The 26,433-nt window shown below is 56.3% G+C and carries 19 protein-coding genes and 1 pseudogene; 13 read left to right on the top strand and 7 right to left on the bottom strand.

Features of this window, described 5'->3' with window-relative positions; all coding sequences use genetic code 11:
* Positions 1-9: 9 nt before the first annotated feature.
* The 3 genes from bamE to nadK all read right to left on the bottom strand — a co-directional run bounded on the left by bamE (position 10) and on the right by nadK (position 3,089).
* Positions 10-354, bottom strand: a complete 345-nt coding sequence (gene bamE / locus CVE23_RS04415) for an outer membrane protein assembly factor BamE (RefSeq protein WP_038917942.1) — start codon at positions 352-354, stop codon at positions 10-12.
* Between the two features lie 111 nt (positions 355-465).
* Positions 466-2,127: a DNA repair protein RecN gene (gene recN, locus CVE23_RS04420; protein WP_049853617.1), complete on the bottom strand. Its 1,662-nt coding sequence runs from the start codon at positions 2,125-2,127 to the stop codon at positions 466-468.
* Positions 2,128-2,210: 83 nt separating this feature from the next.
* Positions 2,211-3,089 carry an NAD(+) kinase gene (nadK, locus tag CVE23_RS04425; RefSeq protein WP_038917944.1) on the bottom strand — a complete coding sequence of 293 codons (879 nt, stop codon included), beginning with the start codon at positions 3,087-3,089 and terminating at the stop codon, positions 2,211-2,213.
* Positions 3,090-3,242: 153 nt separating this feature from the next.
* On the opposite strand from nadK, the gene grpE reads away from it, so the two are divergent.
* The 3 genes from grpE to nudK all read left to right on the top strand — a co-directional run bounded on the left by grpE (position 3,243) and on the right by nudK (position 6,199).
* Positions 3,243-3,830: a nucleotide exchange factor GrpE gene (gene grpE, locus CVE23_RS04435; protein ID WP_038920803.1), complete on the top strand. Its 588-nt coding sequence runs from the start codon at positions 3,243-3,245 to the stop codon at positions 3,828-3,830.
* A gap of 392 nt (positions 3,831-4,222) precedes the next feature.
* Positions 4,223-5,458 (top strand): Nramp family divalent metal transporter, encoded by a 1,236-nt coding sequence (locus CVE23_RS04440; protein ID WP_049842636.1) that lies wholly within the window; start codon positions 4,223-4,225, stop codon positions 5,456-5,458.
* A gap of 156 nt (positions 5,459-5,614) precedes the next feature.
* A complete protein-coding gene (gene nudK / locus CVE23_RS04445) occupies positions 5,615-6,199 on the top strand; it encodes a GDP-mannose pyrophosphatase NudK (protein ID WP_038917946.1) in 585 nt (194 codons plus the stop codon).
* Between the two features lie 66 nt (positions 6,200-6,265).
* Here the strand turns inward: nudK and tal are convergent, their stop codons facing one another.
* Positions 6,266-7,216, bottom strand: coding sequence for a transaldolase (gene tal, locus CVE23_RS04450; RefSeq protein ID WP_100848980.1), 951 nt, complete (start codon positions 7,214-7,216; stop codon positions 6,266-6,268).
* A 517-nt stretch (positions 7,217-7,733) separates the two neighbouring features.
* Here tal and maeB point away from each other — a divergent pair.
* Positions 7,734-10,013, top strand: coding sequence for an NADP-dependent oxaloacetate-decarboxylating malate dehydrogenase (gene maeB, locus CVE23_RS04455; RefSeq protein WP_100848981.1), 2,280 nt, complete (start codon positions 7,734-7,736; stop codon positions 10,011-10,013).
* A 58-nt stretch (positions 10,014-10,071) separates the two neighbouring features.
* On the opposite strand, the gene CVE23_RS04460 is transcribed toward maeB, so the two are convergent.
* Positions 10,072-10,521, bottom strand: coding sequence for a YaiI/YqxD family protein (locus tag CVE23_RS04460; RefSeq protein ID WP_038661889.1), 450 nt, complete (start codon positions 10,519-10,521; stop codon positions 10,072-10,074).
* Positions 10,518-11,456 (bottom strand): oxygen-dependent coproporphyrinogen oxidase, encoded by a 939-nt coding sequence (hemF, locus tag CVE23_RS04465; RefSeq protein WP_100848982.1) that lies wholly within the window; start codon positions 11,454-11,456, stop codon positions 10,518-10,520. The genes CVE23_RS04460 and hemF overlap by 4 nt, the downstream gene beginning before the upstream one ends.
* Positions 11,457-11,658: 202 nt before the next feature.
* Here hemF and CVE23_RS04470 point away from each other — a divergent pair, with 202 nt between their 5' ends.
* From CVE23_RS04470 to CVE23_RS04500, 7 genes and pseudogenes are all read left to right on the top strand, one after another.
* A complete protein-coding gene (locus CVE23_RS04470; RefSeq protein WP_038661883.1) occupies positions 11,659-12,084 on the top strand; it encodes a GNAT family acetyltransferase in 426 nt (141 codons plus the stop codon).
* A 349-nt stretch (positions 12,085-12,433) separates the two neighbouring features.
* Positions 12,434-13,306, top strand: a complete 873-nt coding sequence (locus CVE23_RS04475; RefSeq protein WP_100848983.1) for a TonB family protein — start codon at positions 12,434-12,436, stop codon at positions 13,304-13,306.
* 42 nt (positions 13,307-13,348) lie between these two features.
* Complete coding sequence (locus CVE23_RS04480) at positions 13,349-15,913, top strand: TonB-dependent receptor plug domain-containing protein (RefSeq protein ID WP_100848984.1); 2,565 nt, start codon at positions 13,349-13,351, stop codon at positions 15,911-15,913.
* Between the two features lie 99 nt (positions 15,914-16,012).
* Positions 16,013-18,787 carry a M16 family metallopeptidase gene (locus CVE23_RS04485; protein WP_100848985.1) on the top strand — a complete coding sequence of 925 codons (2,775 nt, stop codon included), beginning with the start codon at positions 16,013-16,015 and terminating at the stop codon, positions 18,785-18,787.
* Entirely contained in the window at positions 18,784-20,445 is a 1,662-nt protein-coding gene (locus CVE23_RS04490) for an ABC transporter ATP-binding protein/permease (RefSeq protein WP_100848986.1), read from the top strand. The genes CVE23_RS04485 and CVE23_RS04490 overlap by 4 nt, the downstream gene beginning before the upstream one ends.
* A gap of 210 nt (positions 20,446-20,655) precedes the next feature.
* The gene (locus CVE23_RS04495) at positions 20,656-21,246 is read left to right on the top strand and encodes an RpoE-regulated lipoprotein (protein WP_038917954.1); all 591 of its coding nucleotides are present in this window, start codon (positions 20,656-20,658) and stop codon (positions 21,244-21,246) included.
* A gap of 446 nt (positions 21,247-21,692) precedes the next feature.
* Positions 21,693-21,860 (top strand): annotated as a pseudogene (locus CVE23_RS04500) (glycosyltransferase); the annotation flags it as partial.
* A gap of 35 nt (positions 21,861-21,895) precedes the next feature.
* On the opposite strand, the gene CVE23_RS04505 reads toward CVE23_RS04500, so the two are convergent.
* Positions 21,896-24,880 (bottom strand): Tn3 family transposase, encoded by a 2,985-nt coding sequence (locus CVE23_RS04505; RefSeq protein WP_100848987.1) that lies wholly within the window; start codon positions 24,878-24,880, stop codon positions 21,896-21,898.
* A 158-nt stretch (positions 24,881-25,038) separates the two neighbouring features.
* On the opposite strand from CVE23_RS04505, the gene CVE23_RS04510 reads away from it, so the two are divergent.
* Together CVE23_RS04510 and CVE23_RS04515 are read left to right on the top strand one after the other, a co-directional pair.
* Positions 25,039-25,623, top strand: coding sequence for a recombinase family protein (locus tag CVE23_RS04510; protein ID WP_008502231.1), 585 nt, complete (start codon positions 25,039-25,041; stop codon positions 25,621-25,623).
* Between the two features lie 184 nt (positions 25,624-25,807).
* Complete coding sequence (locus tag CVE23_RS04515) at positions 25,808-26,365, top strand: OsmC family protein (RefSeq protein WP_000108589.1); 558 nt, start codon at positions 25,808-25,810, stop codon at positions 26,363-26,365.
* The last annotated feature ends 68 nt before the right edge of the window (positions 26,366-26,433 follow it).

The following is a 26,433-nucleotide window of genomic DNA, read 5'->3' on the forward strand; positions in this document are numbered from 1 at the left end:
GCTGTTCACTTACTGCGTCTGCAACGTGGGCTTGTTGTCCACATTAGCCAGCTCGCCCTGACTGTTGAAGGTCAGAGTCAGCGTTTGCTGTTTCACGGCTTCGTGCCCCGGTTGCTGACGGAAGACGTAGTACCAGGTGTCTGATCCAAACGGATCCTGCAGCATGGGGGTGCCCAACGTGTAGATGACCTGCTGTTTGGTCATTCCGTTACGGATTTTGGCAACGTCAGCGGGTGCCAGATAGTTCCCCTGATTGATGTCAGGCCGATAGACTATACGTTCCAACGTGGAACAACCGGCAGTCAACATAACAACAACCACCGCGGCGACGACAGTCAGCGTTTTACAGCGCATAGTGATTACATTCCTTAAGGGCATAGGTTGCAGATGATAATAGACCTTGCCTGACTTGAAAACCTGCAAGACGTCTGTAAGACCGCGGGAATTCGAAAAAGTTGATCCTCACTATGCCGCCAGCAATTCTCTGGCGTTCGCCAGCGTGTTTTTGGTGACGGCGGAACCGCCGAGCAGGCGCGCCAGTTCCTGCAGACGTTCGCGTTTACCCAGTGGCTGCATCAGCGTTTCGGTCGCCGCGCCGTCAGTGTGTTTGCTGACGAAGTAGTGGTGATGGCCGCATCCCGCTACCTGCGGCAGATGGGTGACGCACATTACCTGAGTGGATTGCCCAAGCTGGCGCAGCATCTTGCCGACAATCGCCGCGGTCGGGCCGCTGATACCGACATCCACTTCGTCGAAAATCAGCGCCGGGGTATCCATCTTACGGGCGGTAATGACCTGGATGATGAGTGCGATACGCGACAGCTCACCGCCAGAAGCCACTTTGATCAGCGGCTGATGCGGCTGGCCGGGGTTGGTGGTGACGCAGAACTCGATGTGGTCGGCGCCGTTGGCGGTCAGTGAGTCCGGGGTGAAGGTCACATCAATCGTGAAATGACCGTGCGGCATCGCCAGCTCATGCATATTGGTGGTGATCAATTCCGCCAGTTCGCTGGCGTGCTGGCAGCGTCGGGCGTGAAGTTGTTCGGCCACATGCAGGGCTTGCTGGTGGAACTCTTGCACCGCGCGATTCAGGGTTTCGTGATCGCTTTCCTGTTGTTCCAGCAATTGTTGTTCCTGCAATAACTGCTGATGGAATGCGGGTAACTCTTCCGGCGTTACGTGATGCTTTCGCGCCAGCGTCAGTTGGCGCGACAGGCGTTGTTCCAGTTCGTACAGACGAATCGGGTCCATATCCATACGATCGCAGTAATGGCGCAGTTCATCGCTGGCTTCGCTGATGTGAATACTGGCTTCTTCCAGCATGGAAAATACCCCGGAGAGTTTGTCATCCATGCTCACCAGCTCCGACAATTGGTGCCTGGCGCTATGCAGCATGCTCAGCAGGTTCTGGTCTTCGCTTTCGCTGAGGATCTGCAACGTCTGCTGGCTGAGGGACATCAGTTGTCCGCTGTTGGCGAGCCGCTTGTATTCGACATCGATCTGTTCGTACTCGCCTGATTGGGGAGCAAACTCGTTCAGCTCTTTGAGCTGATATTGCAGCAATTCCCGGCGTGCTTCCCGCTCGATGGTTGCTTGCTGGTGCTGCGCCAGCTCGCGGCAGCTTTGATGCCACTGCTGCCAGATCTGGCGCATGGCGCTGAGCAGTTGTGATTCATCGGCGTAGGCATCCAGCAGATGGCGCTGATGTTCCGGTTTTAGCAGCAACTGGTGGGCGTGCTGCCCATGAAGCTGAATCAGATGCTGACCCAGTTCGCGCAGTTGCGACAGCGGCACCGCCGTACCGTTGATGAAGGCGCGGGAGCGGCCGTCGGCGCTGATGACCCGGCGCAGCAGGCATTCGTTGTTGTCATCAAGCTGGTTGTGTTCAAGCCAGCGCAGCGCGGCCGGGGTATCCGCCAGCGAGAAGCGGGCGCAGATGTCGGCGCGGCTGGCGCCGGGTCGAACCATGCTGGCGTCGGAACGGTTGCCGAGACAGAGGCCGAGGGCGTCAATAGCAATGGATTTCCCCGCCCCGGTTTCGCCGGTAATGACGCTCATCCCTGCCTGAAAGTCAATTTCCAGTTCGCGCACAATGGCGAAGTTACTGATTGTGAGTTGCGCCAGCATGATAGTGTCCTGTATGTAACAACAACTGTTATTACGTACAGTATAGACTGGTTTTTTGTACAGTAAAGTAGCCAGCGCCACTTTCAGAATAATTTTTTCGACCAGCCAAGCTTGCTACTCAATGTATTGAAATAACTGTAATTTTCAGGGTGAATCAGGTTCAGGTGATACTGGCTGCGTTGGATTAGCACTTCTTCGCCTTCCTGCACCGGCAGCGAGATCTGGCTGTCGCAACTGATTTCCAGATCCTGGGTGATGTGGGAAAACTTCAGCCGGATAGAGCTGCTGCTGTTGATCACCAGCGGCCGCGCCGACAAGGTGTGCGGGAACATCGGCACCAGCGCGATCGCATCCAGCGACGGAGTTAGAATCGGGCCGCCGCCGGATAGCGAATAGGCGGTGGAGCCGGTAGGCGTAGAGATGATCAGACCGTCGGAGCGCTGGGAAAACGCGAACTTGTCGTCAATATACACTTCAAATTCAATCATGTGCGCCACTTTACCCGGGTGCAGAACCACCTCGTTGATGGCGGTGCTGCTGCTGTTGGGGTGGTTGGCGCGGCACACCTGCGCCTCCAGCATAAAACGCTGTTCGCGGATGTAGCGCCCGGCCAGCACTTCGCTTAGCTGTTGCTGGGTATGATCCGGATCGAGATCGGTCAGGAAGCCGAGATTGCCGCGGTTGACGCCAATGACGTTGATATCGTAGCGCGACAGCACCCGCGCCGCGCCCAGCATGTTGCCGTCGCCGCCGACCACCACCGCCAGGTCCGCCTGCTGACCGATTTCCGACAGGCTGCCGGTGGCGGCGTCCGTTAGCTGCAACTCGCGGGCGATCTGTTGTTCGATCACCACGCGGTAACCCTGTGCGCGTAGCCAGTGATACAGCATTTCGTGGGTGGTCAAGGCATTTGGATGACGTGGATGACCGACAATGCCAATGCAGTTAAACGATCTGTTCATTTGGGTGCATTATCCTCATGAGAGCACCGGAGGCTCACGGTTTTTGGACCGATAGCCGGACCAATAATATGTGAGTGGTTCCCTTGAAACCCCGGTTTTGATCCCCATAATAAGCGAACTAGCGAGATGAATGCGAAAAACGCGGAGAATTTCATGAGTAGTAAAGAACAGAAGTCGCCTGACGAGCAAGTCTTGGATCAAAAAGGAGCAGCGGAAGGTCAGCAAGCGGATGCCGTACCAGAGACGACAGATGTCGCTGACCCGCGTGATGAGCGTATCGCAGAACTGGAAGCGCAACTGAATGATGCCCAGCAGCGTGAGCGTGAAAGCGCGTTGCGCGCCCGCGCCGAAATGGAGAACATCCGCCGCCGTGCCGAGCTGGATGTGGAAAAAGCGCATAAATTCGCTCTGGAAAAATTTGCGGGCGAAATGCTGCCGGTGATCGACAACCTTGAACGTGCGCTGGAGATGGCGGACAAATCCAATGAAGCGCTGTCGGGCATGATTGAAGGGGTCGAACTGACGCTGAAAGCGATGCTTTCCGCCGTGAATAAGTTCGGCATCGACGTGGTGGCGGAAGTGAACGTGCCGTTTAATCCGGAAATTCATCAGGCCATGACCCTGCTGGAATCAGCCGATCACGCGCCGAACCATGTCATGATGGTGATGCAGAAGGGCTATACCCTGAACGGTCGTTTGCTGCGCCCGGCGATGGTCGCGGTGTCCAAAGCCAAGGAATAATCGTTTCCGGCTTTCTCCGGGGAGCGGCCAGCAGGCTTCTTCCCGGATTGTGAATCTTCTTCCCGGATTGTGAATGTGGCCTTGTTGCTCTTTCCCTCCTTTTATTCCCCTTCGTTTTCTCTTGCTGGCTTCACGACAGCATTTCCCGGTTGCTTACACCGTTTTTTCTGTCGTTATCGCATGGAAACCGTTTAGTCGCGTGATGCTGTACCGATCGTTTTTTTGTTTATATTTTGTTAATCTTTACGTATTAAAACGTGTGTCGTTTGTCGGGTGAATGCATCATTATCATAACCTATCAGAGCAATCATCACTGCCATTCTAAATGCACTTGATAATCATTATCAACTTTGCGAGAGTAATAAAACAATAGTGTTAGAAGGGTTACTCATATGCCGGGGAGTCGTGTAGTGGAGTCAGTCAGCCGTACGTCGCGGAAGCTCAAGCTTTCACTGATGGGGCCGGCTTTTATCGCGGCGATCGGTTATATCGATCCCGGTAATTTCGCCACCAATATTCAGTCGGGCGCCGCCTATGGATATCAGCTGTTGTGGGTGGTGGTGTGGGCCAACCTGATGGCGATGTTGATTCAATTGCTCTCCGCCAAACTGGGGATCGCCACCGGCAAGAATCTGGCGGAGCATATTCGCGATCGTTTCCCGAAACCTGCTGTCTGGGCTTACTGGGTGCAAGCCGAAATCATCGCTATGGCGACCGACCTGGCGGAATTCATCGGCGCGGCGATCGGTTTTAAGTTATTGCTTGGCGTGTCGCTGCTGGAAGGTGCGATCCTCACCGGCATTGCCACTTTTCTGATCCTGACGCTGCAGCAACGTGGGCAAAAGCCGCTGGAGATGGTGATCGGCGGGTTGCTGCTGTTTGTGGCGGCGGCCTATATCGTCGAGTTGATTTTCTCTCGCCCGGAACTGTCGTCGCTGGCGAAAGGCATGGCGATACCGAGCCTGCCCAATTCCGACGCGGTGCTGCTGGCAGCCGGCGTACTGGGCGCGACCATTATGCCGCACGTAATTTACCTGCATTCATCGCTGACACAGCAACAAAGCAACATAACCCGCGCCGAACGTTATTCCGCCACCAAGGTGGATGTCGCGGTGGCGATGACCATCGCCGGGTTTGTGAATCTGGCGATGATGGCGACGGCGGCGGCGGCGTTTCACTTCAGCGGCAACACCTCGATTGCCGAACTGGATCAGGCGTATCTGACGCTGAAACCCTTACTGGGGCAGGCGGCGGCGACTATTTTCGGCCTGAGTCTGGTGGTGGCGGGGCTGTCGTCCACCGTGGTGGGGACGCTGGCCGGCCAGGTGGTGATGCAAGGGTTTGTGCGCTTTCATATTCCGCTGTGGGTTCGCCGCGTGGTGACCATGCTGCCGTCTTTTATCGTGATTCTGTCCGGTATGAACCCGACCCGGGTGCTGGTGTTAAGCCAGGTGCTGTTGAGTTTCGGTATTGCGCTGGCGTTGATTCCGCTGCTGGTTTTTACCGGCAACCGCGAACTGATGGGGTGCCTGGTGAACAGTCGCCGGGTACAGAACCTTGGCAAGGTGATCGTCTGTATGGTGATTGCGCTCAACCTGTATCTGCTGCTGGATACGCTGCTGGGTTAACGCGCCCGCCTGTTCTTTGCGACGCCTCCGCCGGTTATGGGCGGGGGCGTTTGTCTTTTCGGTTCCGACTTTTCTGCTTTCATCTTACGATCACGTGCATTCCGGCAAGCTCCGTCCTATTATCTGGGACTGATTTTTTGATACAGAGATTCAATGATGTCGTCGCCCATTACTATTCTTGATAAGCAACTGTTATCCGATCACTGGTTTGTGCTGCATAAATATGTGTTCGATTTGAAACGTAAGAATGGCGGCATAGTGCGCCAGATGCGGGAAGTGTATGACCGCGGCAACGGCGCCGCCATCCTGCTTTACAACCGTGCCCGGGGGACGGTGGTGTTGACGAGACAGTTCAGGATGCCGACTTACCTGAATGGCAATGAAAGCGGGATGCTGCTGGAAGCGTGCGCCGGTTTGCTGGACGATCAGTCGCCGGAGCAGTGCATCCGAAATGAGGCGATCGAAGAAACCGGTTACCAGATCGGTGAAGTGGAAAAGTTGTTTGAAGCCTACATGTCGCCGGGCGGCATCACCGAGCTGGTGCATTTCTTTGCCGCGGAATATGACGATTCACAGCGTAAAACGAACGGCGGCGGTGTGGATGATGAGGATATCGAAGTGTTGGAATTGCCGTTTAGCGAAGCGCTGGCGATGATCAAGGACGGTCGTATTCGTGATGGTAAAACCATCATGCTGCTGCAGCACGCGCAGATTAAAGGTTGGTTCGCCAACGTGCGTTAACGGCATACGAAAACTGTAGATGACAAGGGGCCGGCAGGCCCCTAGTTGTTTGTGGCGGAACCCTATTTACAACCGGGCGGCTAGCAAATCTTCCAGCTTCTGCTGGTCGGCGGCAAACAGGCGGATGCCTTCGGACAGTTTCTCCACCGCCATCGGATCCTGATTATGCTGCCAACGGAATTCGGTTTCCGACAGCGGCGCCGGCTGATGGAAGCCTTCGGTTGACGGGCTGAGAATGCGCTCCACCGGTGCGGTGCTGTTTTTTAGCTGTTCCAGTAACGGCGGGGCAATGGTCAGACGATCGCACCCGGCCAGCGCCAGAATCTGCTCCACCTTGCGGAAGCTGGCGCCCATCACGATGGTGCGATAGCGATGCTGTTTGTAGTACTCGTAAATACGCCGCACCGACAGCACGCCCGGATCCTGTTCGGCATCGTAGTTGGCGGAGGGTTGTCTGGCCTGATACCAGTCGTAAATGCGGCCGACAAACGGCGAAATCAGATAGACGCCGGCTTCCGCACAGGCGCGGGCCTGCGCAAACGAAAACAGCAGCGTCAGGTTGCAGTTGATCCCTTCCTTTTCCAACTCTTCGGCGGCGCGGATCCCTTCCCAGGTGGCCGCCAGCTTGATCAGAATACGTGAACGATGTACGTCCTTTTCCTCGTACATCGCCACCAGTTTACGTGCTTTAGCTACACACATACCGCGATCAAACGACAAGCGGGCATCCACTTCGGTGGAGATCCGCCCGGGAATACTTTTCAGCACCTCGGCGCCGATGTTGACCGCCAGACGGTCGCTGGCGTTGATGAGCCGCGTTTCTCTGGATCCGCCCTGCTGGCGGGCGTAAGCCAGCGCATCGGCAAACAGCGGCTGGTAAGCGGGCAGGCTGGCGGCTTTTAGAATCAAGGATGGATTGGTGGTGGCGTCCTGCGGTGAAAAGTGGCGAATAGATTCGATATCGCCGCTATCTGCCACTACCACGGTGAATTGTTTCAATGCGTCTAGTTGGTTCATGGCTTGGCTCCCTGAAGAGAAAATTGGCGGAATCACCCTGCAGGATTCTGTGGCGGAATGACATGCGTTTTTTCTGATTGCAGTCATCGGCAGGTTGATTATCCATGTCGTAACACGGGCTAAGAGCCTATCCCAATAGGGTTATTTTACTTGCCATTTTGGACCTGGGCAGTGCTCGAAACCCTCACGTACTACGTGTACGTGAGGGTTCTGCGCGCTGTCCGAATCCAAACTGGCTGCGCCAATTACGCCTATCGGGATAGGCTCTAAGCATAGTCAATTCGTATCGGCTTGCGTGTGACGAGGGAAACGCCGGCAGCGATATCATCGGTATTTGGTCATGTTTGGTCGGGGAAATAGTCGTTATGGTGAGTGATTTTCACTCTCATTAATTAACTATATTAAGCGGTATTCCGGCGTGGATTTTGTAATGCTTCATGGTTTCGAAAATCACAGACACGGTACACTGGGTGACTCGCCACCCTACTAACAAAGCGATAAGACAAGGTAATAAACTATGGATGAACAACTGAAGCAAAGCGCACTGGACTTCCATCAATATCCGGTGCCGGGAAAAATCCAGGTCTCCCCGACCAAACCGCTGGCCACGCAGCGCGACCTGGCGCTGGCCTATTCCCCGGGCGTTGCTGCGCCTTGTCTGGAAATCGCTGAAGATCCGCTGGCGGCTTACAAATATACCGCGCGCGGCAATCTGGTGGCGGTGATCTCCAACGGTACCGCGGTGCTGGGCCTGGGCAACATCGGCGCGCTGGCCGGCAAGCCGGTAATGGAAGGCAAAGGGGTGCTGTTCAAGAAGTTTTCCGGCGTCGATGTGTTTGATATCGAAGTGGATGAACAGGATCCGGACAAGCTGATCGATGTGATCGCCGCGCTGGAACCCACCTTCGGCGGCATCAACCTGGAAGATATCAAGGCGCCGGAGTGCTTCTACATCGAGCAGAAGCTGCGTGAGCGCATGAAGATTCCGGTATTCCACGACGACCAGCACGGTACCGCCATTATCTGTACCGCGGCGGTGCTTAACGGCCTGCGCGTGGTGGAAAAACAGATTTCCGACGTTCGGCTGGTGGTATCCGGCGCGGGCGCGGCATCCATCGCTTGCCTGAACCTGCTGGTGGCGCTGGGTCTGAAACATGAAAACATCGTGGTGTGCGATTCCCGCGGCGTGATCTACAAAGGCCGCGAAGCCAACATGGCGGAAACCAAAGCGGCGTACGCCATTGACGATAACGGCAGTCGTTCGCTGTCCGATGTTATCCCGAACGCGGACATTTTCCTCGGCTGTTCCGGTCCGGGCGTGCTGACGCAGGACATGGTGAAAACCATGGCGCCGCGCCCGCTGATCATGGCGCTGGCTAACCCGGAGCCGGAAATTCTGCCGCCGCTGGTGAAAGAAGTGCGCCCGGACGCCATCGTGTGCACCGGTCGTTCCGACTACCCGAATCAGGTCAACAACGTACTGTGTTTCCCGTTCATCTTCCGCGGCGCGCTGGATGTGGGCGCGACCACCATCAACGAAGAGATGAAGCTGGCCTGCGTGCACGCCATTGCCGATCTGGCGCTGGCGGAGCAGAGCGAAGTAGTGGCGTCCGCCTATGGCGATCAGGACCTGTCCTTTGGGCCGGAATATCTGATTCCTAAACCGTTCGATCCCCGTCTGATCATCAAGATCGCGCCGGCGGTAGCGAAAGCGGCGATGGAATCCGGCGTGGCGACCCGTCCGATTGAAAACTTCGATGATTACATCGAAAAACTGACGCAGTTCGTCTACAAAACCAACCTGTTCATGAAACCTATCTTCTCTCAGGCCCGCACCCAGCCGAAACGCGTGGTACTGGCGGAAGGGGAAGACCCGCGCGTGCTGCACGCCACACAGGAACTGGTGTCGCTGGGGCTGGCGTTCCCGGTGTTGATCGGTCGCCCGGGCGTGATCGAAAAACGCATCCAGAAACTGGGCTTGCAGATCGCTATCGGCAAGGACTTCGAGGTGGTGAACAACGAGTCCGACCCGCGTTTCAAAGCCTACTGGACCGAATATTTCGAGATGATGAAACGCCGCGGCGTGTCTCAGGAGCAGGCGCAGCGCGATATGCGCGGCAACCCGACGCTGATCGGCTCCATCATGGTTCACCGCGGCGAAGCGGATGCGATGATCTGCGGTACGGTCGGTAACTATGAAGAGCACTTCAACGTGGTGGAGAAAGTGTTCGGCTACCGTGACGGCGTGCATGTGGCGGGAGCGATGAACGCGCTGCTGCTGCCGAGCGGCAACACCTTTATCGCCGACACCTACGTCAACCCGGATCCGACCCCGGAACAGCTGGCGGAAATCACCCTGATGGCGGCCAGCACCGTGCGCCGTTTCGGCATTGAGCCGAAAGTGGCGTTGCTGTCGCATTCCAGCTTCGGCACCTCCGATTCGCCGACGGCGAAGAAAATGCGCGCCACGCTGGCACTGGTGAACAAGATGGCGCCGGAGCTGCAAATTGACGGCGAAATGCACGGCGACGCCGCGTTGGTGGAAGCCATTCGTCGTGAGCAGATGCCGAACAGCCCGCTGAAAGGCGCGGCCAACATCCTGATCATGCCGAACATGGAAGCCGCCCGCATCAGCTACAACCTGCTGCGCGTCTCGTCTTCCGAAGGCGTAACCGTCGGGCCGGTACTGATGGGCGTTGCCAAGCCGGTACACATCCTGACGCCGATCGCCTCCGTGCGCCGTATCGTCAACATGGTGGCGCTGGCGGTGGTGGAAGCACAAACCGCGCCGCTGTAATCCGGCAAGGTAGCCTGTAACGAAAAGACTAAACCGGCAGGGTGACCTGCCGGTTTTTTTACGCCTGCTGACGCAGCCACTTCTCCAATTCGTTAGCGAACTGCTGGCGATCGCGTTGGCTTAATGCCGCCGGGCCGCCGGTTTGTACCCCGCTGGCGCGCAGCGTATCCATGAAATCCCGCATCGTCAGCCGCTCGCGGATAGTGTCCGGGGTGTAGCGTTCACCGCGTGGGTTAAGCGCGACCGCGTGTTTTGCCAGCACTTCGGCCGCCAGCGGAATATCCGCGGTGATCACCAGATCGCCCGGCTGAACGCGGCGCACGATTTCGTTATCCGCCACATCGAACCCGGCGGCGACGCGCAGGCTGTGTATGTGCGGCGAAGGCGGCGTTCTGAGCGGCTGGTTGGCGACCAGCGTCAGGCGGGTTGCGGTGCGATCGGCAGCCCGGTAAAGCACGTCTTTAATGACGTTGGGACAGGCGTCGGCGTCCACCCAGATGGCGGTCATCCGCGTGCTCCCGACGGCGTATTCAGGCCGAGCCAGTCACGGGCGGGCAAAAAGTCGCGGTACAGCGCCGCTTCCGGGCTGTCCGGCTCCGGTTGGTACTGGTATTCCCAGCGCACCAGCGGCGGCATCGACATCAGGATCGACTCGGTGCGCCCGCCGCTTTGCAGGCCGAACAGCGTGCCTCGGTCCCACACCAGGTTGAATTCCACGTAGCGTCCTCGGCGGTAAAGCTGGAACTGGCGTTCCCGCTCGCCCCACGGGATGTCTTTGCGGCGATTGACGATCGGCAAATAGGCGTGCCGGAAGCCTTCGCCCACCGCGCACATGAATGCAAAGCTGGTGTCGAAATCCGGCGTGTTGAGGTCGTCGAAGAACAGGCCGCCGACGCCGCGTGCTTCGTTGCGGTGTTTGAGGAAGAAGTAGTCGTCGCACCATTGTTTGTAGCGCGGGTAGACGTCGTCGCCGAACGGCTGGCACAGGTCGAACGCGGTCTGATGCCAGTGGACGGCGTCTTCTTCGAAACCATAGTACGGGGTGAGATCAAAGCCGCCGCCAAACCACCAGACCGCCGGTTCGCCCGGTTTTTCGGCGATGAAGAAACGTATGTTGGCGTGGCTGGTCGGCACGTACGGGTTTAACGGATGGATCACCAGCGAAACGCCCATCGCCTGAAAGCTGCGCCCAGCCAGTTCCGGGCGGTGGGTGCTGGCCGACGGCGGCAGCGATGCGCCGGAAACGTGAGAGAAATTCACTCCGGCCTGCTCGAATACCCGCCCCTGACGCAGAACGCGGCTGCGTCCGCCGCCGCCGGAAGCATGTTGCCAGGCGTCTTCAATAAAGGTGGCGGCGCCATCGGTCAGTTCCAACTGCCGGCACAGGTTGTCCTGTAACGTGAGCAGAAAGTGCTTGATCGCATCGATATCAGGTGAGCTCATAGTGTCCCTTATGATGATGTTGAAAGGCGGTTGGACTTATTGCAGCCTTAGTATATCGAAATTCGGCAGGCCGCCCATCGCCGGTAAATGCCGTCGATGTGAATCGATGCCATTGCTGAAAAGTGTATGACGAAGATGTTGCGTCTGCGGTGAATCACGGGATAATCGAGTATCACCTATTGACTCTAGATGGCGAGCAGCGATGGAAATCCGCGTATTCAGGCAAGATGACTTTGAAGAAGTGATTACCCTTTGGGAACGCTGTGATTTGCTGCGCCCCTGGAATGACCCGGAAATGGATATTGAGCGCAAGCTCAACCATGATCCCGACCTGTTTCTGGTAGCAGAAGTGGGCGGCGAGGTGGTCGGCTCAGTGATGGGCGGATATGACGGTCACCGCGGTTCGGCCTACTATCTGGGGGTGCATCCGGATTACCGCGGCCGCGGCATCGCCAATGCGCTGATCAGCCGTCTGGAGAAAAAACTGATCGCGCGCGGTTGCCCGAAGATCCACCTGATGGTGCGTCAGAGCAACACGGCCGTCATCAGCATGTATGAAAAGATGAATTACGACATGGTCGACAGCATCACGCTGGGTAAACGCCTGATTGAAGACCAGGAGTATTGACCGTTCCCATCTGGCCGCGTTTGCGCGCCGTCAGTCGATGACGGGGAGAGGCCGCCTTATCTCCGTCTGACGCCGACCGATATCCCGCCTGCCTGCTGCATTTTCTCTTTCTGTTTCTGTCCGCGCCTCCGCGCAATTTTCTCATTAGTGGTGTTTTGCCTGTCCAAAAGGTCAGGTTTGTACTGACGTGCTGTAAAAATTCATTGATAATGGATATCATTTGTAAAATAATTCTCATTATCTATAAAGGGATGTTTCTGCTTGTTTTGGGATGGGAATCAGGGGCGCCGCCGTCGTTGTCCTGTCCATAATTTGATACTTATTTCTATAAATAAAACATGGTATTACGTTGAAAGCTACACATTCTCTTCTGTTGTCCGTCGGGGTACATCTGTCGGTGGTCTGGGCCTTGTTGTGGGGGTATGCGCCTCACGAGCAACTGGTGTTGCAGGCCGGGCGTGCCGGAGAAAGCGTGACGGGCATGCATGTCACCTCGTTCTCCGCCCACGCAGTGCGGCTGCTTTCCGCAAGCACCGCAACATCGCCTGCCGACGAGCCGGTTACGGCCACCAGAGTGACGCCGGTAGCTGTGGCGCCAGCGGTAATGCGGCCGCTGCCGGTGAATGAGCGCGCCGTGGTGACGGCTACGTCTTCCGATCCTGCTGTGACGACACGCCCGCCAAAACCGACGGAGAAAACCCGCGAATCCTCACGCCCGCCAAAAGATCCTGTGCCGGTGAAGGAAAAAGCGGACGTCAAAAAAACACCCGCCTCTCCACGCAGTGAAACTCGTGATACGCCGACGCCTGTGGCAGACGCGGCGAGTCCGGCTGAGCCGGGAAATCGCGCAACGGCGTCAGCGCCCGCCAGCGCATCGGCAGGCGGCCAGGCCGCACCGGCGGGCGAGAGTACGCAAGGGCAGGCGCATCAGGGCGCGGGCAATAGCCAGACCGGCACGCTGAAGGCGTTGCAACGACGGGTGAATTACCCCGTGCGCGCGCGCTCGATGGGGGTGGAAGGCCAGGTTCGACTGCGGTTCGACGTCACGGCCAGCGGCACGGTCACCAATATTCGGGTGTTGTCGGAGAACCCTGACGGGATGTTTAGCAGCGACGTTATCAAAGACATGGCGCGCTGGCGTTATCAGGCCGATTCACCGGTTGCCGACCAGACGGTATCCGTCATTTTTCGGCTGAATGGCCATATCGAACTTCAGAATTGATTTTTTTGTTTTCAATATCATCAGGGTACAGGAAATAATTACATGAATAAGCATCTCTATTTGATGATGATACTCGGCGTATCATCAACGGCGACGGCTGCCGAACAGACGACTCGGACAGAAAATACCTCTGCTGGTAAACCGGCGGCAGAAAAGAAAAATACCGATGAGGATACCATCCTGGTTCGCTCCACTCCCACCAGCCAGACGATGGGAACCCAGGTGATTACCAGCGAGCAGATTCAGCGTCGGCCGACACGTAACGGCAGCGTCACGGAATTATTGCGCTCCAACCCAAACGTGCGTTTTTCTAATAGCCTCGACAGCAGCCAGACGCCCGGTGAACTGGCGCCGGAAAACGTGTCGTTTCATGGCGAGAAGTTTTACCAAAATAACTACATGATCGACGGGTTATCCAACAATAACGTCATCAACCCCGGCGCGAATAATGGCGAACTGAGCAATACACCGGATGGATATTCACCAACCGACCTGCCTGCCGGCGGCGCGCAATCATTCTGGATTAACTCGGAGTTGATCGAGCAATTACAGGTATTCGACAGCAATATCTCCGCGAAATATGGCGACTTTACCGGCGGCGTGGTCGATGCCAAATTAAAAGACCCGAAACTGGACCGCGCTTCCGGCAGGGTTTCTTATCGCACCACCCGCGACAGCTGGACCCGTTATCATATTGACGACGATATTGAAGGTGACTTTTATTCAGCCAGCCAGCTCTATTATCAGCCGAAATTCCGCAAGAATTTTTATTCCGCCACCTTTAATCAGCCATTAAGCGACAAGGCCGGATTTATTTTTGCCTATAACCGCCAGCAGTCGTCGATCCCGTTTTATAACAGCGTCATGGACGAATGGGTCACGCAGAAGCGCGAGGCGGAAACCTATTTGCTCAAAGGCACTTATCTGGCGGATAACGGCGATATTTTCCGCCTGACCGGTATGTACGCGCCGCATGAATCCGGCTATTACAAAAAAGACATCAAAAACGGCGGCTATACCAATACCGGCGGCGGCTATCGCGGCAATATCGAGTGGGAACACAATGCGGACTGGGGGAAAGTGAGCAGTCTGGCGGGTTACCAGTTTGAGGAAAACCGCATCGAGCATGAGGGCGATACCTATCAGTCCTGGTATCGCTATAACCGCACATCCCGGTTTGTTTCCAATGTTGTGGACTGGGGTACGGGGGTAGCGGGTAACTCCCAGCTATCGGGAATCGGTGGTTATGGCAAATATGCCACAGAAAAACAGACCTTCACGTTCAAACAGGATTACGAGCTCAACCCGCTGGCGTTGTGGGGCACCAGCCATCAGTTGGATATGGGCTGGCAGGTAGATTCTTACCGCGCGCAATATCGCCGTTTTAGCAATGTGTATACCAGTCGTAATACGCCCACCATCAGCACCAGCGTGGTGTGCCAGGCCGGCGACGACTTCTGTATTAATGGCGAGCAGTATTACCGCAATCGCAATCTGTTCCCGGCGCGTCAGGTGGAAGGCAATTACGTCAACTATGCGGTGTATTTGCAGGACAGCGTCAGTTACCAGAACCTGGAAGTGACGCCGGGCGTGCGCCTGCAGTATGACGATTACCTGAAAAACCTGAACATCGCCCCACGTCTGGCGGCGTCTTACGATGTGTTTGGCGATCGCTCCACCCGTGTTTTCGGCGGCGCCAACCGTTACTACGCCCAGAACATGCTGGCGTACAAACTGCGCTCCGGGATCAACGAGTCGGTAGTGCAGAGTCGTACCAGCGCCGGCAGCAGCTGGACCAGCAGTAATACCAGTTATGGCAGTTATGACTACGATATTTCCGACCTGAAAACGCCGTACAGCGACGAGCTGTCGCTGGGGCTGTCGCAGCGGGTGTACGACACCGTGTGGACGCTGAAATGGGTTAATCGCCAGGGGCGTAACCAGTTCGGCCGCAGCAATGGAACCGATGACAGCGGTCAACGCTATTACTACCTGACCAATGATGCCCGCACCGAAGGCAATACGCTTTCGCTGACGGTGGAACCTATCAGCCCGTATAAACTGAAATACGCCGATGTTCGCTGGGGGCTGAGCGCCAGCATGGCGGATAACAAGACCAGCTCACAGCTTTACTACGACCAGGGAAACCTGGACGACAGCAAGGTGATTTTCAAAGGCCGCCTGACCGATCGTCGTGACATGGACGCGCTTGACTACAACACCCCGTGGTCGGTGGCGTTGAATATCAACACCTATTTCCCGGCCATTCGTCTTAACTGGGATCATAACCTGGCCTATACCTCCGGTTACAAAGGCTACCGTACCTCCAGCGTTACCTGCTCCGGCAGTTCCAGCAGCGTCAGCGCCTGCGGCGATTATACCGGTAGCGCCACGCTGTATACCGAGCGCCAGTATCAGGATTACGTCTCCTACGACTGGCGATTCAACTACTCCTTGCCCACCTATAAAAACCAGTCGCTGGACCTGACGCTGGATGTGATCAACGTGCTCGACAACGTGATCGCCACCTCGCAGGAGACTTCCGGCAATACGGTGACCTACAAGCTGGGTCGTCAGTTCTGGCTGGGTGTGGCTTACAACTGGTAATGGTCTGACGCCGGGAACGGGTGCGTCCCGTTCCCGGCGATAACACAGTGATTGCCTGAGATATCCCGTCGGTTTTACATACCCATGATTGAGCGATTAATGAGAAAAATGACTTCCCGCTGGATAGGTACGATAGCGTTCTGTCTGTTCAGCGCGCTGGCCTCAGCGCAAACCGTCACCAGCCCGTTGCCGGTGATCACCGAAGGGCAACTGGACAATGGCCTGCGTTACACCATTGTGCCGCTGGCCGGGCAGCAGCAACGGCTGGACATCCGGCTGAGCGTTGAATCCGGTTCGCTGGACGAGCAGGATGACGAGTCCGGCGTAGCGCATATGGTGGAGCACATGGTGTTTCGCGCCACGCGGGATTATCCGGCCGGTCTGGCGCAGACGTTGGGCCAGCAGGGCTGGGTTCGCGGTCAGCATTACAATGCGATGACCAATTACGAGCGCACGGTTTACATGCTGAGCCCGCCTGCCGGCAAGCCGTCTCTGGGGCTGGCGTTGAACGTGCTGGCGCAGATAGCCGGGCAGGCGCGCTTCGAGCCGGAGGACTGGCAGCGCGAGCGCCAGGTGATTCTGGAGGAGTGGCGCGGCAAGCTCGGTGTGGCGGAACGCATGAATCAACAGCGGGTGGCCGCTATCCGGCATGACTCCCGCTATCCCGATCGTCCGGTCATCGGTTCCGAAAGCGCGATCCAGACCACGCCGGTGACGGTGCTGCGCAATTTTTACGCCCGCTGGTATCACCCGCGGAATATGCGCCTGATCGTGATCGGCGACCTGCAGCCCGAACAGGTGAAACAGGCGATTACGCAGGCGATGGGCACGCTGCCGGACGGCAAAATACCGCAGCGGGATCGGTATGAACCCGCATTGCGCCCGCAACTGCATGTGGTGCGCCTGCAGGACAGCCAGAGCAGCGTCAGCCAGGTGTCGTTCGTGTTCCGTTTTGATGACGGGGCGGCCAGAGCGACAGACGAGCAGGGGCTGCGCCACCGTTTGATCAACCAGATCGCGCTGGACACCCTGAGCCGGCAGGTGCAGCGTCAACCGATCGCTCCGGCAACGGCGGTTAGCAGTCTGGTGGTGCGCAAGTCCGACATCGGGCGTACCACGGTGGCGCTGGGGCTGTTCGCCTCGGTGCTGCCGGACGGCCACCCACAGGGGGTGACCGTGCTGTTGCAGGAGATTGCGCGCCTGCGCCATTACCCGCTCTACGAATCCGATATCGCGGCCGTCAAAGATGAGATCCGCCAGTCGGCGGAGAAGATGGCGGCGACGTCGGAACAGCGCGAGTTTTCCGACTGGGTGCAGCAACTGGTGGTGTCCTGGCAGCAGGAGCGTCCTTATACCGGCAAACAACAGCTGGGGCAGCAGGTTCTGGCGGTGCTGAAAACCATTACCGCAGCGGATATCAATGCCTGCCTGCAGCGCTGGCTGTCATCGCCCGATCAACTGGTGCAGTTCAGTGTTCCCGGCACTCTGCCGTTCACGCCGCCGTCGGCGGCCGATATTGAGCAACAGCGTCAGCAGGCGGCTCGCAGCGAGCTGGCGCCGCTACAAAAGCCTGTTGTGCGGGTAGCGCCGGCGTTGCCTGCGGCTGAAGGCCGTGGCGAGATCACCGGCGTGCGAGCGTTCCCTGAGCAGAAGGTGGAAGAGTGGCAACTGAGCAACGGCGATCGGCTGGTATGGCTGCGCAGCGCTCAGGCCGGCAAATCAGTGTCGCTGGCTGTGCAGTCGCCGGCCGGTTTTATGGCGCCGGGACGCGAGCCGTGGCTGTCCCAACTGGCCGGTCAGTTGATCAGCCAAAGCGGGCCGGCTGGCTGGAAAGGCCGGGATCTGAACGACTGGAAAAAAGAGCGGCGGCTATCGCTCAGTCTGGATTATCAGCCGGATGAACTGCGTTGGAGCGGCAGCGTCAGCCCGGACAAGCTGGACGCGCTGTTGCATCTCTATCATGCGATGAATCGGTCGGCCGCTATTGATGAAAACGATATGCGCGATAGCCTGTCGGTGCTGAAGCGGCAACAGGTTACCCGCGAGCAGAGCGTTGGCTTCCGACGGGAGCGGGAGAGCGCCGAGCTGCAGTTCGGCAACGCGCCGACGCCTTTCCCGACGCCGACACAGCTGGATACCGTCACCACCGAACAGTTGGCGGATCAGTGGCGGCAGACCGTGGCGGCGCCGGTGACCTATTACCTGCTGGCGGACCTGCCGGCGGAGCAGTTGCGTCCGCTGGTGGAGCGCTATCTGGCTTCGCTGCCGCGTCAGGCTGGCGCGGAAAGCCCACAGCATCTGGCGCTGGCGGGGAAACGCGAGCGTGTCTCCGCCATCAATCTGGAACCGAAGGCGGATATCTACCTGTGGAGCTTCTCGCCGCAGACATGGACGCCGCAGCAGGCGGTGCAGGTGAATATCGCCTCCCGGCTGGCGGCCCGCTATCTCAAGGCCAGCCTGCGGGATGACGCGCAGGGAATTTATAACCTGAGGATGGAAAGCCGTCTGAATGATAAAAGTCAGCGTATTGAAACGTCGCTGCGTTTTACCACCTCGCCGCAGCGGGCGCAGGAATTGAGACGCAACGCGCAGCAGGTGCTGGAAACGCTGGCGGCGCGCATCACGCCGCAGGATGTGGAGCAGGAGCGCAAGCAGTTTATCCACGGCGAGCGCGCTCGCCAGCAGGACAGCACCACCCTGATGTCGCGGCTGATGCTGAGTTACCGGAACTATCATGATCCCCGCTATCTGACCCAACTGGATAGTCTGGCGCCGGCGATTACGTTTGAAGCGGTGCGCGATGCGGCGTCCCGGCTGTGGCATCCGCAGAATCAGGTGCTGTATATCACGTTGCCGCAGGAGAAAAAATCGTGAAACCGTTCCTGCAGGCTTTTGCCCTGTTGTGCCGTCCGTTCTGGCTTAACCGGCGTTACTGGCAAAGCTGGATGCTGCTGGCTGCTATCGTGGCGATGGGCGGCAGCATTGTTTACCTCAACGTCCGCATCAATGACTGGAGCAAAACCTTTTATGATGCGCTGGGGGCATTCGACAGCGGCTTGCTTTACCGCCTGATCAAGGAATATTGCCTCTATATCCTGATTTATATCGGCGTCTTCGTGTATCAGGAATGGCTGACCAAACTGCTGATTATTCGCTGGCGCGAACAGATGACGGCGGCGTTTATCGACAGCTGGCTGGCGAAGCGCGCCTTTTATCGCCTGTCGCTGAGCGGCCGGGTGGATAACCCGGACCAGCGCATCGCGCAGGATGTCGACCTGTTCGTCACCCAAACGGTGCGGCTGTTGGTGTCGTTTATCATCACCTTCGCCCAGCTGTTCTCGTTCCTGCTGATCCTGTGGGATCTTTCCGGCGTGCAGCAGTTCACGCTGTGGGGGCACAGCGTGACCGTCAGCGGTTATCTGGTATGGGTAGCGGTGATCTATACCTTGCTGGGCAGCCTGATTACCCAGTGGATCGGCAAACGGCTGCATGGCATCAACTACCATAAACAGCAGGCGGAAGCGGATTTCCGCGCCTCGCTGCTGCGCAAACACGACAGCGCGGAGCAGATTGCGCTGTACGGCGGCGAGCGGCAGGAAAAGCGCCAACTGGGCGGTTATTTTTCGTCGATCGTCAGCAACTGGCGTTCGCTGATGAATGCCGAGCGCAACCTGGGCCTGTTTACCGTCGGCTATACCCGCGTCAGCCTGATTGTGCCGGTATTCGCCGCGCTGCCCGCGTTTCTCAGCAAGACCGTCACGCTCGGCGGGCTGATGCAGATTCGCAGCGCGTTCGGGCAGGTGCACAGCGCGCTGAGCTGGTTTATTCGGGTGTATTACTCGCTGGTGGAACTCTCCGCCAGCATGACGCGTCTGGATCAGTTCCGGCGGGAAATCGAGGCGCATCAGGATACGGCGATACCTGTCGTACAAGGTGAGCAACTGCAGGTGGAGCGGCTCAGTTTCTCCACCCCGCAGGGACAACCGCTGCTGCGCAACGTGACGTTCCAGTGCGCGCCCGGCAGTTGGAACCGGCTTTCCGGCCACAGCGGGCTGGGGAAATCGACCCTGCTGCGCACGCTGGCCGGGTTGTGGCCCTATTACCACGGCGCCTGGCAGGCCGGGCGCGGCCATTCGTTGCTGTTGCCGCAACAAAGCTATCTGGGGCAGGGAGCGCTGGCGGAGGTAATTTGTTATCCGCGGGCGCCGCTGGACGATGAAGCGGCGTTGCGTCGGGTGTTGGATCAGGTTGGTCTGGGCGACTGGGGCGACCGATTACAGCAGCAGATGAACTGGGATCGGGTGTTCTCCGGCGGCGAACGGCAGCGGCTGGCGCTGGCGCGGGCGCTGGTCAACCGTCCGGATCACCTGTATCTGGACGAGGCCACCAGCCATCTCGACCAGCATGCGGCCCGGCACCTGCTGGGGGTGATCCGACAGGCATTGCCGGATTGCACCGTGATCGCGGTAACTCACCAGCAGGAATTGGCCGATCTGTTCCATTATCACATCGATCTGGCTGCTTTCCGCTAACCCTTCTCCCTTCGGCCGGGGTGACGTTTTTCTCGGGATGAACGTTTCCCCGGCCCGTCTGAACAATGGTAATCTTGACGGCATGTACGCGCCGTGGATTAACCGGCGCGAATTTTCACGGCACTTTCTGCCGGCGGCGCACTCAAAGAGCCAGCGCTATGGCAGGGCCGGCTCGTTGAGTCGGCGCCGTTTTATGTTGAGGAGTCGAGAGTGACAAAAGTGCGTCCGTTGTTTCTGGCTTTCCCGTTATTGCTGGCGGGGTGCAGTACCCTTTCCAGTTTTTCCTGGTCCAGTTTGTCGCCGTTCAACTGGTTCGGCCATCGTTTGACGGTATCGGACGCCGGCGTCGGGGACATTAATGCCAAAACGCCGATGCTGGAGTCAGCGTTGAACGACGCGCTGAACGGTGACTATCGCCTGCGCGGCGGTATGGAAACCCGCAACGGCAAGCTGGTATCGATCTATGAAGCGCTCAAGGATGACAGCGTCAGGCTGGAAATCAGCGGCGCGCCGAAAGGCCAGGTCAAACAGGTGGCGGTGATGGACAAGGCGATCGCCAGCGAATGGGGCGTGAAAATCGGCGATGAATTCAGTTCGCTTTACAGCAAGGCGTTTGGCCTCTGCCAGCCGGGACAAGGCGCGGATGCCCGCAGCGTTGAATGCGTGGCGCCGCAGGGTAAACACGTCAGCTACCTGTTCTCCGGCGACTGGAGCGGTCCGGAAGGGCTGATGCCGTCCGATGATATTCTCAAAAACTGGAAGGTCAGCAAAATCGTCTGGCATGCGCAGGAACGAGAATAATTAATCAGTATTATTTATTAATGCATGGCCGGGATGAGGTTGTCCCGGTTCATGCCGCCGCCGCGTTTGGCGCTGTAATGCAATTTTTATCAGATTTATTGTTGAAGTTTGTTAAAGAATTTGGCGCTTATTCTATGCTGAATTACTGAAAAATCCCCTGATGACTCACTACTTTTATTACCTTTCATCATCGTTCCCTCCACGTCCTGTTCCACTGGTTTGTCATTTCTTCTGAATATGATCCGGATCGCATCCGGTGCTGTATCTGCGCCGGCCTGACGCTAACATATAAATCTGCATACAGATTGCCGACATGAGGCGCTGTGTACGGCCGGCAGCCGACAGCGGTACCGTTGGCTGCGGATATCACCTGTACAGGAAGTCAGATGTGCGCATTCGCATCGCGTCTGGATCCGCACACCGATAATGATCAATAAGGAGTTTTGATGTCCCACATCCTGATGGCCGCGGTGGCAACGCCGGGGCATGTTTATCCTATGCTGACCATTGCCCGTCATCTGCTGACCAAAGGGCACCGGGTAACCCTGTTCAGCGGCGCGTTGTTTCGTGAGCAGGCGCAGGCCGCCGGCGTTGGATTTGTCGCGTTCGACGAACAGGGGTCCGCTTGGAAAACGGAAATTATCCTACGCTAAGCCTGTTTTTTGTACATATTACTATTCACTGAGCGTAATGCGCGGTATTTACCCTGTCCCAGTTTGAGGTTCGTTCTCCAGACGTAATCCCCGCTCAGGTTGATATGTTCCCATCCCAGTGGTGACAGATGGGTAATCAGTTGCTCATTAATCGGGATCCCTTTTCGTCTCAAAGAATCTATCGCTCTTTCTATATATACCGTATTCCACAGTGAGATCGCCGCAGTCAGCAACGTCAGACCGCTGGCTCGATAGCTCTGATTCTCCAGCCCCCGATCTCTGATTTCACCCAGCCGATGCATAAAGACCGCTCGCGCAAGGGCATTGCGAGCCTCACCTTTATTCAGCCCCGCCTGTACGCGTCGACGCAGTAAAGGATCCCTGAACCAGTCCAGCATAAACAATGACCTTTCGATGCGGCCAATCTCTCTCAGCGCCTTTGCCAGACCATTCTGCTTCGGATAGCTTGCCAGCTTTTTCATCATCAGTGATGCTGTTACCGTTCCCTGCTTTATAGAACTTGCCAGACGCAGCACCTCATGCCAGTGGGTTTCAATTTCCTTTAGATTCAGGCTGGTTGTCGAGATGATTGACTGAAGCCCCTGATACAACTCAGCTTTTCCATGAATAAACAGCCGTTTGTCATGAAGATCCCGGATCCTTGGCGCAAAAGCGAATCCGAGCAGATGCATTAGCGCAAAAACATGCTCAGTGAAACCTGCTGTGTCGGTGTAATGCTCTGTAATTTCCAGATCAGTTTCGTGGTACAGCAGACCATCAAGTACGTGTGTTGAATCCCGCACGCGGCTGATAACTTTGGTGTAAAACGGGCTGTATTGGTCCGAAATATGCGTATAAATCTGCACGCCTGGATCCTGACCGTATTTAAGATTGACCTGACCAGCATAACGCCCGTGACTCCCCACCCGAAAGTTCTGTCCATCAGACGATGACGTTGTTCCATCGCCCCAGAATGCCGCCAGAGGGCTTTTTTTCTGGGCATTGACCAACTCGGCCAGCGCAGCTGAATAGGTTTCATCCCTGATGTACCAGGCCTGAATGCCCTCGAGTGACGATTTGGTCGTTCCCGGACAGGATTCGGCCATTTTTGTCAGTCCAAGGTTGATACCATCGGCCAGGATGGTGGTCAGTAACAACTTTCTGTCTTTAGGTCTGACGTGATTGTTTTTGAGATGTGTGAAATGGCGGGTAAAACCAGTCCAGCCGTCCACTTCATCCAGCATTTCAGTAATTTTAGGGTGAGGGAGCATGCCATAAACCAGATCGCCAAAAGGGGATGCTGCTGAAGGGACACTGTTATCCAGCGGGGTAATTTTCACGCCTTTATCCGATATATCAACATCGGGTAAATCACCGGCCAGCGCCATCGCGTTAACTTCTTCCAGACGCGATGCAAGAAGCGTCAAACGGCTCTTGATGTATTCATGGCAATCGGCCGGAACAGCAAGGGGTAACTGGTTATCCCGGAGTGATTTTTCAAAATCGTCTGACGGGATCAGATAATCATCGAAATTCCTGTAGCGGCGTGACCCCTTTACCCAGATGTCACCTGAACGTAAGGCTCCCTTCAGTTCATTCAGCACGCAAAATTCGTAATATTTTCGGTCAATGCCGGTGGGGGTGATCACAACCTTTCTCCAGCTTTCCGGGATGAACCCGATTGGCGCGGAAGGCGGTACTTTTCGGAGTTGTTTTCTATACATATCTCTGACGGTATCCAATGCGTCACTGAGCTGCATTGCGGCGGGTGCAGCCCTGAACTGCAACACGGACAGCATCCGGGGGGCGTATTTACGCAGCGTACTGTATTTTTCTGTGATCAGATGCAACGGGTCGAAGTTGTCCTTACGTGACAGGAACCGCGTCTCTTCCACGCTGTTGATGAATTCCTGCCAGGGAAGGACGTCTTCTATTGCGGCCCAGGGATCTTCCCCGGACTCTCTGGCGTTAAGTAATGCCTGTCCGACGGTAACGTATTGCTTCAGTTTACTCTGAATCAGCTTTCCCGTTTGCTGGAGCCGCTCGGCCTGAGTACGTTTTGCCCTGCTGAACAGACTACTCAGAATACGCTCGTGCAGATCAATAACTTCGTCAGTCAGGGTGGATCTGGCCTCCGATATGATACAAACCAGCGAGGCATAACGGCGAACATCCGTGAATCTTGCCAGATCCCGGCTACTCATTTTCCTGCCTTCGCGTGCGAGTTTCAGGAGTCGGTTCTGGTGAACGGAAAGTGCAATGCCGTCAGGGAGTGCCAGCGACTCAATCGCATTTAACCGGTCGATATGTTGCAGGACATTTTTACCATTAATTTTTCCCGGAGGCTGGAGCAGCCAGGCCAGCCGTGAAGGTTGCTCACCCTCAGATACCAACAGACGGTCCAGTGCCGCTTTATGCCCTGGTTCAAGCTGCGCGGTAAGCGCAGAAAAAACCGCCCTGTCGGCAAGTGTTGTTGCTTCGGCCAGGGTTCGTTCGATCACTTCAACAGAGGGGAAAATAACCTTATTATTGTGGAGCCAGGAGAGCATTTCCTCCGCAAGTAAAAAACCTCTGTCTGTCCGCATGGCGTGGGGATAAAGGTGGCGAATACAGGTTTTTTGCAGCGCCCGGTTAAAAGGGGATAATTCCAGGTAGCGGTAGAGTTCAGCCAGATGTTCCCAGCGGGTGACCTCTCTTGATGCATACTCGGCCCACAAATCAGACTGGACTTTCAAATGAGCCGCCAGCCTGAAGACAACACAGTCGTGAGGTGAAATACTTTTGTCGGGAGGAAACCCTGGTCCTCGCAAATAACAGAGTAAAACTGCAAAGCCCAGACGGTTAGCTGGCCTGCGGTGTTTATTAATGAGCGCGAGGTCATGTTCACTCAGAAAGCACATGCGCGTCAGAAATACGTCATCATCCGGCACAATCAACAAGCGTTCTTTTTCTTCACTACTGAGCATTTGTCTCCGTGGCATAAATGCTTCCCCTGCACATAGTTCATTAAAGTTATCATTCGCACTGACCGAAACCGGTCGGTTTCGTACACCGCTTACAGCAAATGTCCGAAACTTAGTGAAATTAATTTCGGACACACGTTATAATTCGGACACCTATTTCGTACGGAAAGTTTCCCATGTCACGTGTTTTTGCCTACTGCAGGGTCTCAACTCTGGAACAGACCACAGAAAACCAGCGTCGTGAAATTGAAGCGGCGGGTTTTGCCATCAGATCCCAACGACTTATTGAGGAGCATATCAGTGGCTCGGTTGCTGCCAGCGAACGCCCCGGATTTATCCGGTTGCTAGATCGCATGGAAAATGGGGATGTACTGATTGTCACCAAACTTGACCGTCTGGGTCGTAATGCGATGGATATCCGAAAAACAGTAGAGCAACTGGCGGCTTTAGATATTCGCGTTCATTGTCTCGCACTCGGAGGCGTTGACTTGACCAGTCCGGCCGGAAAAATGACTATGCAGGTAATTTCTGCTGTAGCGGAGTTTGAGCGGGATTTGCTGCTTGAGCGAACGCATTCAGGTATTGCGAGGGCAAAAGCGGCTGGAAAACGCTTCGGTCGCCCTCCCATCCTGAGCGAGGAACAAAAGCAAACAGTGACAGAGCGCCTAAATGCTGGCATCAGTATCAGTGCTATTGCCCGGGAATTTAATACCACCCGCCAGACTATCCTTCGGGTAAAGGCTGGATTGCTGCAAGAGTGAGCGGCTGGGAAGATTATAAAAAAATCAAATGGTTATTATGAAATAAAACAGCCTTCTGGGTTCTTTTCCCCCTATTTTTTATAAAAGAGTAGACAAAAGAGGTTCGCGATATTAACCTACCAACTAGATGGTTGGCACTGATTACACCAGCTATAACTTTTATCAAGAAATTACAGGAGCCATTATGTCTACTACCGTTAAACCTTCTGCAGACGCAGCTGCGATCCACAATACCCGTGAAGCAGTTCGCAGCCAGCCTGGCCTGGGTAACCTGACTTTCCAGATGAAAGCCCGTTCCAGCGGCGGATTAACCGTTCGCACAGAGACCGGCGCCACAATCCAGAACGGCGTTATCGATACCAGCCGCGTGGGGAAATTTTCTAATATCGGTGATGAACCCGCAGGTTTACTCGGCACCGATACCGGCATGAGCCCGACTGAATACATCATGCAGGCGCTGGCTGGCTGTTATACCGCCACCCTCACCATGATGGCTGCTGAAAAAGGGATCGACCTGGACGGTATCGAGCTGGATCTTAATTTCGATATCAACCTCAACGGCTTCCTTGGGCTGGACAGCAACGTGCGTAAAGGTGCGAAATCTATTCGCGTCGATGTTCACCTTACGAGCAAGACCGCCAGTCGCGAGGAGTTAGAAGCGCTGGTCAGCGAAATGCAAAAGAATTCGCCAATCCACGATACTCTGGCTAATCCGGTTGAAATGATTACACGCCTGGCGTGATGTCAGAGATGTAATGCTGCCATTCAGAATGCAGGATGGCAGTGACGTTCAGCTCTGCACGATACTGA

Source organism: Dickeya fangzhongdai, from assembly GCF_002812485.1.
Lineage (GTDB): Bacteria > Pseudomonadota > Gammaproteobacteria > Enterobacterales > Enterobacteriaceae > Dickeya > Dickeya fangzhongdai.

What these genes read in the sequence shown, in the direction of transcription:
- CVE23_RS04510 (WP_008502231.1), top strand. Translation starts at nt 25,039, where the DNA reads ATGTCACGTGTTTTTGCCTACTGCAGGGTCTCAACTCTGGAACAGACC.
- hemF (WP_100848982.1), bottom strand. Translation starts at nt 11,456, where the DNA reads ATGAGCTCACCTGATATCGATGCGATCAAGCACTTTCTGCTCACGTTA.
- nadK (WP_038917944.1), bottom strand. Translation starts at nt 3,089, where the DNA reads ATGAACAGATCGTTTAACTGCATTGGCATTGTCGGTCATCCACGTCAT.
- CVE23_RS04515 (WP_000108589.1), top strand. Translation starts at nt 25,808, where the DNA reads ATGTCTACTACCGTTAAACCTTCTGCAGACGCAGCTGCGATCCACAAT.
- CVE23_RS04470 (WP_038661883.1), top strand. Translation starts at nt 11,659, where the DNA reads ATGGAAATCCGCGTATTCAGGCAAGATGACTTTGAAGAAGTGATTACC.
- nudK (WP_038917946.1), top strand. Translation starts at nt 5,615, where the DNA reads ATGTCGTCGCCCATTACTATTCTTGATAAGCAACTGTTATCCGATCAC.
- CVE23_RS04505 (WP_100848987.1), bottom strand. Translation starts at nt 24,880, where the DNA reads ATGCCACGGAGACAAATGCTCAGTAGTGAAGAAAAAGAACGCTTGTTG.
- recN (WP_049853617.1), bottom strand. Translation starts at nt 2,127, where the DNA reads ATGCTGGCGCAACTCACAATCAGTAACTTCGCCATTGTGCGCGAACTG.
- CVE23_RS04485 (WP_100848985.1), top strand. Translation starts at nt 16,013, where the DNA reads ATGAGAAAAATGACTTCCCGCTGGATAGGTACGATAGCGTTCTGTCTG.
- CVE23_RS04480 (WP_100848984.1), top strand. Translation starts at nt 13,349, where the DNA reads ATGAATAAGCATCTCTATTTGATGATGATACTCGGCGTATCATCAACG.
- CVE23_RS04440 (WP_049842636.1), top strand. Translation starts at nt 4,223, where the DNA reads ATGCCGGGGAGTCGTGTAGTGGAGTCAGTCAGCCGTACGTCGCGGAAG.
- maeB (WP_100848981.1), top strand. Translation starts at nt 7,734, where the DNA reads ATGGATGAACAACTGAAGCAAAGCGCACTGGACTTCCATCAATATCCG.
- tal (WP_100848980.1), bottom strand. Translation starts at nt 7,216, where the DNA reads ATGAACCAACTAGACGCATTGAAACAATTCACCGTGGTAGTGGCAGAT.
- grpE (WP_038920803.1), top strand. Translation starts at nt 3,243, where the DNA reads ATGAGTAGTAAAGAACAGAAGTCGCCTGACGAGCAAGTCTTGGATCAA.
- bamE (WP_038917942.1), bottom strand. Translation starts at nt 354, where the DNA reads ATGCGCTGTAAAACGCTGACTGTCGTCGCCGCGGTGGTTGTTGTTATG.
- CVE23_RS04460 (WP_038661889.1), bottom strand. Translation starts at nt 10,521, where the DNA reads ATGACCGCCATCTGGGTGGACGCCGACGCCTGTCCCAACGTCATTAAA.